Genomic DNA, 13,424 nt, shown 5'->3' on the forward strand with positions numbered 1-13,424 from the left:
ATGCCGAGTTATAATTAAAGCATTTACAGATAAACGACGTTACCACTGCTTTTAGTACAAATGGCCACCATGCCGCAAACCGAAACATTTTTTATAATGAGCGGTTGGTATCTCGGCTATACTATTATTGATATATTTATGAAATTAATAATATGCCCCGCCGAAAAACGTTTGCATTTAGCTTACAAATAAGCAAACATTGAAATACATTTACAGCGAACACCTAATAATAAAACATGTATAATTTTCGCACTTACTTAACCGGCGCATTACTGACAAGTGCCGTGCTCATGAACTATAGCGCCAACGCGCAAACCACACCGAAACCTGCGGAACTGCCAAAAAATTGGCATACAATGGACCTTAAAACCGATAGACAATTTGGTGTAAGCCTAAACCAGGCCTACCAGTTGGTAAAAGGTAAAAAAAGCAAAACTGTTGTCGTAGCTACGATTGATAGCGGTATTGATACAGCGCAAAATGACCTGAAATCAATTCTGTGGGTAAACACCAAGGAGATTCCGGGTAATGGTATTGACGACGATAAAAACGGATATATTGATGATGTACACGGCTGGGACTTTTTGGGCGGCCCGGGCGGCAAATGCGATTTTACCGAAACCACAGAAGAAGTACGTGAGTATAACCGTTTAAAACCTAAGTATGCTTCAGCTACCGCGGCACCTGCGGGCAGCGAAAAGGAGTATGCCTACTGGCTTAAGGTTAAAGATACTTACGAGAAAACCTACAACAAATCTAAAGAAGAAATTACACAGCTGGAGCCGGTAGTTAATACCCTGATGGCTACAAGCGGTTATTTAAAGCGTGCTTTAAACCTGAAGGCAGATCAATCATTTGTGGCGGCGGACCTTGCTAAGATAAAGACAACCAACGATACGGTAAACCGTAGCAAATACGTATGGGAATCGGTATTTCAGCAGGAAGAAGGATCTGACAATGCTAAGGTATTAAAAGACCTGACCGAATACTACGCCAAACTGAACAACGATGTAAACCCTGACCTGGATGCACGTAAAAATATAGTTGGCGACGACCCGAATGTAAATGATGGCAAACCTTATGGTAACAATATCCTAAAATTTGCCGATGCATCGCACGGTACGGGTGTTGCCGGCCTGATTGGTGCAGTACGAGGTAACAAGTATGGCATAGACGGCATTGCCGACAACGTGCGTTTGATGGGTATTAAAGCCGTGCCAAACGGAGATGAATATGATAAAGACATAGCAAACGCCATCCGTTATGCCGTTGATAATGGTGCCAAGATCGTTAACATGAGCTTTGGTAAAAAATTGTCGCCACATAAAGCCTGGGTTGATGAAGCTTTTAAATATGCCGCATCAAAAGATGTATTGCTGGTACAGGCATCTGGTAATGATAACCAAGATGTTGATGTAAAACCGCAATATCCTAATGACACTTTTGAGGATGGCTCTGTTACCGACCTGGATAATGTGATAAGTGTAGGCGCATCATCAAACAAGCAAAACGAAGAGCTTGCAGGCAGCTTTAGCAACTATGGCAAACGTACAGTTGATGTATTTGCACCCGGCGTAAAAGTAACGTCAATTGACATGGACGCCGAATACAATACTGCCGACGGTACCAGTTTTGCATCGCCGATAACCGCAGGCATTGCGGCACTTGTATTAGAGTATTATCCAAACCTAAGTGCCAAACAATTAAAACAGGTTATCCTGGCGTCAGCTACGCCACTTAACGGTACCATGGTTTTAAAACCAGGCAGCAAAACCGAGAAGGTTGACTTCACTAACCTATCTAAAACAGGCGGTGTGGTAAATGCCTATAAAGCTTTGGTTGCAGCAAGCAAACTAAAAGGCGAAAGAAAAATTTAAGCGCTTTTTCTAGCATATATAAAAGCCGGTTTAGCATGCTAAACCGGCTTTGTTGTTTTTATTTTTTTCTTAGTCGTAAACGATGGAATCTATTAGCTCAACTTCAAATCGGCCAATAATGCTTAAGGCACATATGGTAGCAAGCTATTAAAATATAGCTTCGGCTATACGTTTTGTAGGGCCGGGGTTACCCATGGTATAAAAATGCAATACCGGCGCACCAAATTCAACTAATTCCTTGCACTGGTTTATCATCCACTCAATACCTATTTCCTTAACATCCTTTTCAGACTTTGCTTCATGTATAGCATCACTTAAATCTTCAGGAATATCTATACTAAACGTTTTTGATAACGATACCAACTGCTTTGAATTGGTAATAGGTTTTAACCCTGGAATGATAGGAACGTTTATGCCTACAGCCCTGCAATTATTCACGAAATCGATATACTTTTTATTATCAAAAAACATTTGGGTAACAATAAACCTGGCACCCATATCTATTTTCTGTTTAAGGTATTTAAAATCTGTTTTTAGGTTTGGCGCCTCGAAATGTTTCTCGGGGTATCCGGCAACACCAATGCAAAAGTCTGTTTTCATTACACCTTCATGATTCTCGTGCAGATAGATGCCGTTATTCATGTTAACCACCTGCTGCAACAGATCTGTTGCATAGCAATGCCCGTTTGGTGTAGGCACAAATGATGAATCGCCCTTAAGCGCATCGCCCCGGAGAACCAAAACATTTTCGATACCCAAGAACTGCAGATCGATAAGCCCGTTCTCTGTTTCGTCTTTAGTAAAGCCGCCGCATAGCAGGTGCGGAACAGTATCTACCTTGTACTTGTTCATAATAGCCGCGCAAATGGCTATAGTGCCCGGGCGTTTACGGTAAGCAAGTTTTTCAAGCAGGCCCGAGTCGTGCTGTTTGTAGATATAATCTTCGCGCAGTGAAGTAACATCAATAAACGGCGGCTTAAATTCCATAAGGGGATCAATAGCATCATAAATGCCCTGTATGCTATGCCCCTTCAATGGAGGTATCAGCTCAAACGAGAATAAGGTTTTGCCGCTGGCGTTTGCTATGTGTTCGGTAATTTTCATGTATAGTATCAAGTAGTTAGTATCAAGTATTAAGACTTGACTATATATTTAAGCTTTTTTGCAGTCCGTATATCATTTTTTGTATTTCAGCAAGCATTAGGGTTGCTTCCTTCAGTTGATTTTCCGTGATGTAAGCAAATTCGTTTGCAATTATAAAGTGAGTTTCAAGTTCGAAAGCCGAACCTAAAGATATATTCAAAAACTGATGTAGCTCCTTGTTAGATTTCCTCCCACAGCCCTCAGCAATATTTGATGGTATCGATACAGCCGCTCTTGTCATCTGAGAGATTAAGCCATACCGTTCATCAGGAGGAAAATTTCGGGTAATGTTAAACGTAAACTTACTTACTTCAATCCCAGCTTTCCAAATTTTCAGTTCTTTGAAATTGTGCATCTTTTAGTCTTGATACTTGATACTAACTACTTGATACTCCTTTAATAATTCAAATTTGGCCCCAGCCAGCGCTCAACGGTGTCTATTGACATGTTTTTGCGTTTGGCGTAATCTTCAACCTGATCTTTACTTATTTTATTGAGCCCGAAATAGCGCGCATCCGGGTGGGCAAAGTAAAAGCCACTTACGGATGCAGCCGGCATCATGGCCAGGCTTTCCGTTAAATGCATGTGGGCATTATCCTCTGCCTTTAATATTTCAAACAGTGTTGTTTTCTCAGTATGATCCGGGCAGGCGGGATAACCCGGTGCCGGGCGGATACCCTGGTAGCCTTCTTTAATTAATTCCTCGTTGCTCAGGTGCTCATCTTTTGAATAACCCCAGTAATCTTTACGCACCAATTCGTGCATGCGCTCGGCGAAGGCTTCTGCAAAGCGGTCGGCAATGGCTTTGGCCATAATACTGTTATAGTCGTCATGGTCGGCCTCAAATTCGGCTACTAGTTCATCACAACCAATACCGGTGGTAACAGCAAAACCGCCCCAATAGTCGGCTACACCGCTTTCTTTAGGTGCAATGAAGTCCGACAGTGCATAATATGGCTCGCCTTTCACCTTTTCAGCCTGCTGCCTAAGGGTATGTATGCGCGTAAGTAAATGCTGGCGGGTATCATCAGTATACAATTCAATATCATCGCCAACACTGTTTGCCGGCCAAAAGCCTATAACGCCATTGGCTCGCAGCAATTTATTGTCTACTATTCTTTTCAACAATGCCTGTGCATCATCATAAAGCTTTTTAGCTTCATCACCCACAAATTTATCATCAAATATTTTTGGATAGCTGCCGCGCAATTCCCATGTATGAAAGAATGGTGTCCAGTCGATATACGGCACCAGTTCCTCAAGCGGGTATGCTTCAAAAACTTTAGTACCTAAAAAGGTTGGCTTAGGTGCCACCAAGCCGCTATCAAGCCTTATCTGCGCTTTTTGTGCGCGTGCTTCCTCTATGGTTACAAAGCGCTTATCGCTCCGCTTATTTAAATGCGCCTCGCGGGCCTTAGCGTACTCATCTTTTATGCCCTGTATATAAGCATCGCGGTTATCCTTATTTAGCAAATTGCTGCAAACGGTAACACTACGCGATGCATCTAAAACATGCACCGTTGGACCCGAATAGTTGGGCGCCACTTTTACTGCTGCATGGATACGCGAAGTGGTTGCTCCGCCTAATATCAGCGGGATAGTAAACTCTTGGCGCTCCATCTCTTTGGCAAAATGCACCATTTCATCTAATGAAGGTGTTATTAGACCGCTAAGGCCAATAATATCTACATCGTGCTTTTTAGCTTCCTCAATTATGCGTTGTGCAGGCATCATTACTCCAAGATCAATAACCTCGAAGTTGTTACAGGCCAATACCACACCAACAATATTTTTGCCGATATCATGCACGTCGCCCTTTACGGTGGCCATTAGTATCTTACCGGCATTGGCGCGTTGGCCGGCACCCTCCCCGGCATCAATAAGGCGCTGCTTTTCCTGCTCAATAAATGGCAGCAAGTAAGCTACTGCCTTTTTCATTACACGGGCCGACTTTACCACCTGCGGTAAAAACATCTTACCCGAGCCGAACAGGTCGCCCACCACGTTCATGCCGTCCATCAGCGGGCCTTCAATAACCTCTAATGGCTTGGCAAATTTTTGACGGGCCTCTTCCACATCGTCGTCGAGGTATTCAATAATACCTTTTACCAATGCGTGCGACAGCCGTTCCTCAACTGTACCTTTTCGCCACTCCTCATCGCGCACAATTTCTTTGCCCTTACTTTTTATGGTATCGGCAAATTCCACCAGGCGCTCGGTGGCATCCTCGCGGCGGTTCAGCAATACATCTTCTACAAGCTCAAGTAAATCTTTGGGTATTTCTTCATACACTTCCAGCATACCGGCGTTCACAATACCCATATCTAACCCGGCCTTTATGGCATGGTATAGAAATGCCGAGTGCATGGCTTCGCGCACCACGTTGTTACCGCGAAACGAGAAAGAAATATTACTTACACCACCGCTAACTTTGGCAAGCGGCAGGTTCTGTTTTATCCAGCGGGTGGCCTCAATAAAGTCGACCGCATAGTTGTTATGTTCTTCCAAACCTGTGGCAACGGTAAGGATGTTTGGATCAAATATGATATCCTGCGGCGGAAAGCCTACCTCGTCAACCAGTATGCGATAACTGCGGCTGCAAATCTCTTTACGGCGCTCCAATGAATCGGCCTGCCCGGTTTCATCAAAAGCCATTACTACGGCAGCTGCGCCGTAGCTCATTATTTTACGGGCGTATTCCTTAAACTTTTCTTCGCCCTCCTTTAGGGAGATAGAGTTTACAATCCCCTTTCCCTGCAGGCACTTTAAACCGGCTTCAAGGACAGACCATTTACTGGAATCGACCATTATGGGCAGCTTGGCAATGTCAGGCTCGCTGGCAACCAGATTCAGGAATTTCACCATCACGGCTTCCGAGTCGATCATCCCCTCATCCATGTTAATGTCGATTACCTGTGCACCGCCTTCCACCTGCTGCAATGCAACAGAGAGGGCGGCTTCGTAATCTTCGGCAAGGATAAGCTTCGAGAACTTTGGCGAACCTGTAATGTTGGTACGCTCGCCTATGTTTACAAAATTTGTTTCGGGTGTAAGGCTCACGGCTTCCAAACCGCTCAGGCGCAGGTACGGTGCAATCTCGGGCAGGCGGCGCGGTGTGTGCCTGGCCGCCTTTTCGGCAATACACTGTATGTGGTCGGGCGTAGTGCCGCAGCAACCGCCAACTATATTTACCAGCCCGGCCTTTATAAAATCATCTACCTGGTGGGCAGTTTCGTGCGGGGTTTCATCATACGCGCCAAATTCATTGGGCAGGCCGGCATTTGGATAGGCCGAAATAAACACGTTGGCTTTTTCAGATAATTCTTCCAGGTGCGGGCGCATTTCCTTTGCACCTAAGGCGCAATTTAAGCCTACAGATAACAGGTTTGCATGGCTTACAGAGTTCCAAAAAGCCTCAACCGTTTGCCCCGAAAGCGTACGGCCCGAAGCATCTGTAATTGTGCCCGAGATCATGATAGGCAAATGTTTGCCCGATTCATTAGCGTACTTATCAATAGCGAACAATGCTGCCTTGGCATTCAGGGTGTCAAATATGGTTTCGACAAGTAAAACATCAGATCCACCGTCAACCAGCCCCCGAACCTGCTCATAGTATGCTTCGGCCAGGTCATCAAATGTAACGGCGCGATAGCCCGGGTCGTTGACATCAGGCGATAGAGATGCGGTACGATTGGTTGGACCAACGGCACCGGCCACAAAACGGGGCTTATCCGGATTTTTTGCTGTGTATTCGGCAGCAACTTCTTTGGCCAAACGGGCACCTTCAAAACTTAGCTCGTAGGCCAGTTCCTCCATGTGGTAGTCGGCCAGGGAAATACGCTGGGTGCTGAATGTATTTGTCTCAATGATATCGGCACCAGCATCAAGGTACTCGGCATGTATAGCTTTGATTACATCCGGGCGGGTAAGGTTCAACAAATCGTTGTTTCCTTTAAGGTCCGATGGATGATCTTTAAAACGTTCCCCTCTGAAATCTTCTTCCGTAAGCTCGTACCGCTGTATCATGGTACCCATTGCCCCGTCTATAATCAGGATGCGTTTCTGTAGTTCTTCTTTAATATTCATTGTTCGGTATCAAGTAGCGAGTATCAAGTATCAAGTACCTAAAATCGATACATGAGTATAATATCCCGTCACAAGAAACAACCTTGCTACTTGATACTAATTACCTGATACTAAAAACTTATTTCGAAAAGTCAGGCTGTAATGTTGACTTTCGCTTATCTGTCCTGTCCGATTTTTGTGGCCGGGCAAGTAGAATGTAGCACCTTGTAAGCACAGGTTGCTAAGACATCGCAGGGTCTAATCCCTCCGCCTTTCTCCATAAGCGTCACAAAGATGGATAATAAGTTTGTAAAGTGCAAATTGCGTGGTTCGCAATGCGTTGCCTGAAGCGAAGGGCATCGAATTTAATTGACACTGTGTTAAATTCATTACGTCCCTTTCAAGAGACGGGTGAAAACAAAAAAGCCGCTCTTTTGGGGCGGCTTCTAAATTTCCATTGGATTGATTATCTCCTGTTACCGCCACCAAATATGCGTAGTAAGAATAGGAAAAGGTTTACAAAGTCGAGATATAAGGTTAGTGCACCCATTATTGAAAGTTTGCGTCCTTCTCTATCATTGGCATCTACAGTAGCACCCAATTGCTTAAGTTTTTGCACATCATAAGCAGTTAAGCCTACAAACACAGCAACACCTACGTAACTGATAATCAAATCTAGTGAACTACTATGTAAGATAAGAATATTAATAACCGTAGCTATAATGATGCCCCAAAGCAGCATAATCATGATAGACCCAAATTTGGTCAGATCCTGGTGCGTTATATAACCACCTACTGCCATTGAGCCAAATACAATTGCGGCCGTAATAAAAGTTGTTGATATCGTACCTAATGAATAACGGAAAAAAATGTAGCTCAGGCTAATTCCCATTATTGCAGAAAATGCAATAAACAACAACAGCAGCCCGCCAAAACTCGCCTTTTGAAAACGCGCACCGATAACAAATACCAATATCAGCGGTGCAAACATTACCACTGTACCCATAATATTATCGCTGCCGGTTTCATTGTCGCGTAGTAATGACGAAAGTTCCGGGTTAAAAGCAAATACGTAAGAAAGTATAGCTGAAATACCCAAAGCGACAAACATCCACAAAAATACATTAGCTATGAATTTACGTGATGCGGCCGAGTCTTCAACCTGTATAACGTTATCGTAAGTATAATCAGTTGTCTTAGTTTCCATTTATTTATGTTATTATTTGGTTCGAATTTATATTATTTATTTGATTGTTATAACGCAGAACAGTTTAATTGTCTTAATCAGCCTTGCGTCAGTTTAAGCGCTTGGTTAATTGCTCTTCTACTTTTTTAAATACCTGCAATGGTTTTAATGAGCGCCAATTAAAATCGTCCAGTTCGCCGCCAAAATTAATATAGTAGTCGATATTGCTGCTTTTAAACTCCTGTATAACGTGTTCCCTGAAGTTTACACCAGCCAGCCAGCCATCTTCCACCTCCTGAAACCATTCTTCGTAATAGCTATCGTCAGAGTAGTGAAAGTTAAGCACGTTTTCACCAATCAGCACAAATTTGTTCACGCCCTGGTCAACCATTACATCAAACAGTTCACGCTTCATCAGCATAATGTCGTTGTTAATGGCATCGTTCCACTCACCTATAAATTCTATGATGCAATACCCCCTGTCGTAATCAACAAAAAGTATTTTCAGATACAGCGTGTTGGAGCCAAATGAATCCCACTGAGGATGCAGCAGGTAATTGTAAACCTGCTTATCAAACTCAAACTCATTATATTGCGTAGCGTAAAAAGGCGAGTGCTCGTCTTCTGCCGCAATATAATCATCTCTCCACCTGTAAAAAGGTTCTATCTCGTGCATTGTATTGTTTTACAGCCCACCTTTGGCTGCTTTTTATATTAGTTTTATAACCTGTCGCCTTGCTGCAACAAATACTCGTTAACGGCGGCGCGAACGCTGCCATGCTCTTTCAACAACTTTGCAGCGGTAGCTTTGTCAAGGCCGGTTTCGGCCATTACCATATGCGTGCCGCGGTCAACCAGCTTATTATTGCTTAACTGCATATCAACCATTTTATTACCCTTAACCCGGCCAAGCTGTATCATAACACTGGTGCTTAGCATATTCAGCACCAGCTTTTGTGCTGTACCTGCTTTCATGCGGGTACTGCCGGTAATAAACTCGGGCCCTGTAACTACCTCAACCGGATAGTGTGCCTCGGCTGCAACCGGGCTACCGCTATTACAAACTATACAGCCCGTAGCAATGCCCTGCTGGTTAGCAGCTTTTAAACCACCAATTACATATGGCGTAGTGCCCGATGCTGCTATGCCCACCACAACATCATTGCTGTTTATGTCAAATGCTTTCAAATCTTTCCAGGCCTGCTCTGTATCATCTTCGGCAAATTCAACAGCCTTGCGTATGGCGGTATCACCACCGGCAATAATGCCAACAACCCAATCGAAAGGAACGCCAAACGTTGGCGGGCACTCCGATGCGTCAACAACTCCTAACCTGCCGCTGGTACCTGCGCCAATATAAAATAAACGGCCGCCGTTACGCATCTTGTCGGTAACAAGGGCGGCAAGCGCTTCAATCTGTGGCAGAGCCTTTTCAACAGCATTTGGCACGGTTTTATCTTCGTTACTGATATTCAATAGCAACTCGTGCAGGCTCATTTTATCGAGACCCGTGTAATTTGAATCTTTCTCGGTAGTCCTTTCCATAGCAGCAGGTATTTTGAGCAAAGTTGGGCAAAAAAGATCGAAATGAAAGAAGATGATATAAATTATAGCCGACGATTGCTAATGATTAAATTTGTGCTGCATATATAGATGAAACATACCGCGGGAGTAATTTTAAGGACAGTTGTACTTATATTGATAGGAATTGCCATTGGGCTTTTTGTTGGCAACGAAAATTTCCCGAGCCATCCCCTCCGTTTTAATTTTGCAGGTGGCAGCGACAAGATCTCTAAGGTGCTTAACCTGGTAAACAACAAATACGTCGACTCGGTAAACACCGATAGTATTGAGGGTGTTACCGTAAACGATATGCTGCAGAGCCTGGACCCCCATTCCGTTTACTTACCGGCCCAACAGGCACAAAATATTAACGAACGTTTGGAAGGTGGCTTTACAGGTATTGGCCTGGAGTACCAGCTACTGCGCGATACTGTTGTAATTACCCAAGTTTACCCGGGCGGCCCTGCCGCAAAGGCCGGGATATCAACCGGCGACCGTGTTATTACGGTTGATAGTGCAGCCTTTTCGGGCACCAAATTAACCGTTGCACGCATTAGCAAAGCTTTCCGCGGTGAAAAGGATACGCGCGTAGTTTTAGGCATAGCCAAATATGCAAAAGGACCTGTTAAGGCTTATACTATTACCCGTGGCCGCGTTGCATTAAGCAGCCTTGATGCCGCCTACATGGCCGATGCTAAAACGGGCTACATCAAAATAAGCAAATTTGCATCAACTACCGATAGTGATTTCAGAGCAGCTCTTGTAAATCTTCGGGTTGATGGTATGGAAAAACTGATACTCGACCTACGGGGTAACGGTGGCGGCTACCTGAACACGGCAACCGCCTTGGCCGATGAGTTTTTACCAAAAGACAAGCTGATAGTTTATACTCTTGGTGTACATGAACCGCGCACGGATTATTTTGCAACCGACTCAGGCAGTTATGAGAACGGGCCGCTTACTGTTTTGATAGATGAGTATTCGGCATCGGCAAGTGAGATATTGGCAGGTGCCATGCAGGATCTGGACAGGGCAACCATTGTGGGCCGCCGCTCATTTGGGAAAGGGCTGGTACAACAGCAGTTTCCGTTTGGCGATGGCACAGCGGTTAACCTCACGGTAGCACGTTACTATACCCCTTCGGGCAGGTCAATCCAAAAATCATATAGCAAGGGGATAGCGAGCTACCGCAATGAACTGGCCGAACGGGTACGCAAAGGCGAATTGCTTAGCGCGGGTAGCAACCTAAGCGACAGTGCATTTTTAAATGGCACGGCTTTCCATACCCAAAAAGGCCGGAAGGTTTTTAGCCGTGGCGGTATTATGCCCGATGTTTTTGTACCGGCAGATACCAGCCAAAACACGCAATTGGTTTATGAGCTAAACAGCAACCAACTCTTTACAGCCTATGTTATTGACAAGTTGCAGCCCGAGCTTAAAAACTACCCTACTGCTGATGCCTTTATCAGTAATTACCAGGTAACCGAAAACGAGCTACATCATTTTGTGATGTATGCTGCCCAAACCTTAAAGTTTATGGATTCGCACGAGTTGCTTGTATCGGGCAACATCATCAAGTCGCTTATAAAAGCCAATGCCGCCCGCTTTAAATGGGGCAGCAATGCCTACTACCAGGTGCTTAACCATACCGACAATACCGTTAAAGTAGCGCTTAAGCAATAATTATAAGCTGGTTACGCTTTGCCCTGTAGTGAAGAAAACGTTTACACTTACAGGCAGCTTGCCAATTGGTTTTTGCTGGCCGGTTATTACTTTTACGGCTGCGCGTTGCAGGGCATCATCCTTTTGGTAGCACTCCAGTAAAGCACCGCTTTTTTCTATGCCAGGCAGGCCTGCAATAGCATACGGGTTTGCAAACACACTCACTACCGAGTTAGGCTTGGCTGCAAGTTCGGCCACTAACAGCTTTACATCTACGCTATAATCAAGTTTGCTTTGCGGGCGGGTACGGGTATCATGTATAGCAACGTAAACCTGATCGAACCCTTTTAAGGTAGATAGCATCCGGTTTAACGTTGGCACGCTTGCGTTTTTATCTACCATAAATATCATCCCGTTAGGATACCATTTTGAAAGCTCCTTTTGAAAAGTGGTAGGTTGATTTACCCCGATACTTACAATTGCAGTTTTCATGAGCGGGTTATGCCTTAGCGTACGGCTATCGCCCTTTAACAAGGTTATAGCGGCATCGCTTAGCTGTTGCATCAATTCGGCCGATGCGGGGCGGTTGATATCAGCAATAAGCCCGGCCGGGTTTACCGGTTTGTAATTATTAAGCCCGGCCCAGTATTTGGCAGCAAGTAATTTTTTGATCTTGGCTTCAAACTCTTCCTTACTGATCTTTTTCTGGCGGATGGCTTTTTTGATCAGCCTGGCGGCTACCACCGAATTTTCCGATAATTCCAGCAAATCGTTCCCGGCTATAAACGCGCGGACATCTGCATCGCCATTAGGAAAGTTCTTGGTAACGCCTTTCATTTCCATCGCATCAGAGGCTACAATACCTTTAAAACCAAGCGAGTCTTTCAGGATATTGGTTACTATTTCGCGCGAAAGTGTCGACGGCAACTTTTTAGTGGTATCTAAAGACGGGATGTTTAAGTGCGCAATCATCACTCCCCCTATCCCAGCGTTTATTGCCTGTCTAAAGGGATACATCTCTAAAGAGTCTAAACGTTCGCGGCTAAACGGTAACTGCGGCAAGTCGAAATGCGAATCTACATTGGTGTCGCCATGGCCCGGGAAGTGCTTTGCGAAAGTGATAACGCCGCCATCCTGCATGCCTTTAAAGTAGGCTATCCCTTTTTGGGCAACATTGTATTTATTGTCACCAAACGAGCGGTAGTTGATAACAGGGTTATTAGGATTGTTATTTACATCCATATCCGGCGCAAAATTGATATGCATGCCTAGTCGCCTAAAATCATATGCAACCATCTGGCCCATTTTGTAAATCAGGTTATTATCCTGTATGGCACCAAGTGTCATTTGGTATGGGAACGAAAAGGATGAATCCAGGCGCATGCCCAAGCCCCATTCGCCGTCCATGGCTATAAGCAAGGGTACACGTGACAACTTTTGATAATTGTTTATAAGATTGGCATGCCTAACCGGGCCGCCCTGAAAAAACACCAACCCGCCAACATGTTCTTCGGCAATTACACGCCCTACCGAATCCTCATATGCCCGGCCCTTATTGGTATGCGCCCGTACATAAAACAGCTGCCCTATACGCTCCTTCTTGCTTAACTTATTATAAACAGAATCTACCCAGCGGTTTTGCTCGGTAAGTGTGGTGATGATATTGGGCCGTTGTGCGCTGGCAGTTAAAGTTGCCAGGCAAATGGTGGATATTACAGTACAAAAAACGTTTTTTATTAATTGCATAACAGTTTCAAATGTAGCTTAAATCTGCTTTTGTAATAATTGTTTTACCAGCGATAAAGCTTTTTATAAAATATACCAATAAACCCTGCCGCCGTATTTCGCTCTATAGGTTTAAAAGTACAATGCCAGGGAATGTTCAATAATGCTGCCATGCCCGGCTTTAATAATTAAACAAAATAAAA

General features: G+C 44.5%; 9 protein-coding genes and 1 riboswitch. Of the genes, 2 read left to right on the forward strand and 7 right to left on the reverse strand.

Annotation, left to right across the window (positions count from 1 at the left end):
* Positions 1-236: 236 nt before the first annotated feature.
* Positions 237-1,877 carry a S8 family serine peptidase gene (locus tag FPZ43_RS18735; protein WP_146383465.1) on the forward strand — a complete coding sequence of 547 codons (1,641 nt, stop codon included), beginning with the start codon at positions 237-239 and terminating at the stop codon, positions 1,875-1,877.
* A gap of 147 nt (positions 1,878-2,024) precedes the next feature.
* On the opposite strand, the gene metF is transcribed toward FPZ43_RS18735, so the two are convergent.
* The 6 genes from metF to murQ all read right to left on the reverse strand — a co-directional run bounded on the left by metF (position 2,025) and on the right by murQ (position 9,816).
* A complete protein-coding gene (metF, locus tag FPZ43_RS18740) occupies positions 2,025-2,981 on the reverse strand; it encodes a methylenetetrahydrofolate reductase [NAD(P)H] (RefSeq protein WP_146383466.1) in 957 nt (318 codons plus the stop codon).
* Between the two features lie 40 nt (positions 2,982-3,021).
* Positions 3,022-3,375, reverse strand: coding sequence for a four helix bundle protein (locus tag FPZ43_RS18745; protein WP_146383467.1), 354 nt, complete (start codon positions 3,373-3,375; stop codon positions 3,022-3,024).
* Positions 3,376-3,416: 41 nt separating this feature from the next.
* The gene (gene metH, locus FPZ43_RS18750; RefSeq protein WP_146383468.1) at positions 3,417-7,106 is read right to left on the reverse strand and encodes a methionine synthase; all 3,690 of its coding nucleotides are present in this window, start codon (positions 7,104-7,106) and stop codon (positions 3,417-3,419) included.
* A gap of 152 nt (positions 7,107-7,258) precedes the next feature.
* A riboswitch (SAM riboswitch) is annotated at positions 7,259-7,371 on the reverse strand.
* A 180-nt stretch (positions 7,372-7,551) separates the two neighbouring features.
* A complete protein-coding gene (locus tag FPZ43_RS18755; RefSeq protein ID WP_146383469.1) occupies positions 7,552-8,292 on the reverse strand; it encodes a Bax inhibitor-1/YccA family protein in 741 nt (246 codons plus the stop codon).
* 88 nt (positions 8,293-8,380) lie between these two features.
* Positions 8,381-8,947: a hypothetical protein gene (locus tag FPZ43_RS18760; RefSeq protein ID WP_146383470.1), complete on the reverse strand. Its 567-nt coding sequence runs from the start codon at positions 8,945-8,947 to the stop codon at positions 8,381-8,383.
* A gap of 44 nt (positions 8,948-8,991) precedes the next feature.
* Positions 8,992-9,816, reverse strand: a complete 825-nt coding sequence (gene murQ / locus FPZ43_RS18765) for an N-acetylmuramic acid 6-phosphate etherase (protein WP_146383471.1) — start codon at positions 9,814-9,816, stop codon at positions 8,992-8,994.
* A 108-nt stretch (positions 9,817-9,924) separates the two neighbouring features.
* Here murQ and FPZ43_RS18770 point away from each other — a divergent pair, with 108 nt between their 5' ends.
* A complete protein-coding gene (locus FPZ43_RS18770) occupies positions 9,925-11,517 on the forward strand; it encodes a S41 family peptidase (protein ID WP_146383472.1) in 1,593 nt (530 codons plus the stop codon).
* Here FPZ43_RS18770 and FPZ43_RS18775 read toward each other — a convergent pair whose 3' ends face one another.
* A complete protein-coding gene (locus FPZ43_RS18775; protein ID WP_146383473.1) occupies positions 11,518-13,242 on the reverse strand; it encodes a glycoside hydrolase family 3 protein in 1,725 nt (574 codons plus the stop codon).
* Between the last annotated feature and the right edge of the window lie 182 nt (positions 13,243-13,424).

Origin of the sequence: Mucilaginibacter pallidiroseus (assembly GCF_007846085.1) — a bacterium.
Taxonomy (GTDB): Bacteria; Bacteroidota; Bacteroidia; order Sphingobacteriales; family Sphingobacteriaceae; genus Mucilaginibacter; species Mucilaginibacter pallidiroseus.

Coding starts and splice junctions, on each gene's coding strand:
- FPZ43_RS18735 (WP_146383465.1), top strand. CDS start 237: ATGTATAATTTTCGCACTTACTTAACCGGCGCATTACTGACAAGTGCC.
- metF (WP_146383466.1), bottom strand. CDS start 2,981: ATGAAAATTACCGAACACATAGCAAACGCCAGCGGCAAAACCTTATTC.
- FPZ43_RS18745 (WP_146383467.1), bottom strand. CDS start 3,375: ATGCACAATTTCAAAGAACTGAAAATTTGGAAAGCTGGGATTGAAGTA.
- metH (WP_146383468.1), bottom strand. CDS start 7,106: ATGAATATTAAAGAAGAACTACAGAAACGCATCCTGATTATAGACGGG.
- FPZ43_RS18755 (WP_146383469.1), bottom strand. CDS start 8,292: ATGGAAACTAAGACAACTGATTATACTTACGATAACGTTATACAGGTT.
- FPZ43_RS18760 (WP_146383470.1), bottom strand. CDS start 8,947: ATGCACGAGATAGAACCTTTTTACAGGTGGAGAGATGATTATATTGCG.
- murQ (WP_146383471.1), bottom strand. CDS start 9,816: ATGGAAAGGACTACCGAGAAAGATTCAAATTACACGGGTCTCGATAAA.
- FPZ43_RS18770 (WP_146383472.1), top strand. CDS start 9,925: ATGAAACATACCGCGGGAGTAATTTTAAGGACAGTTGTACTTATATTG.
- FPZ43_RS18775 (WP_146383473.1), bottom strand. CDS start 13,242: ATGCAATTAATAAAAAACGTTTTTTGTACTGTAATATCCACCATTTGC.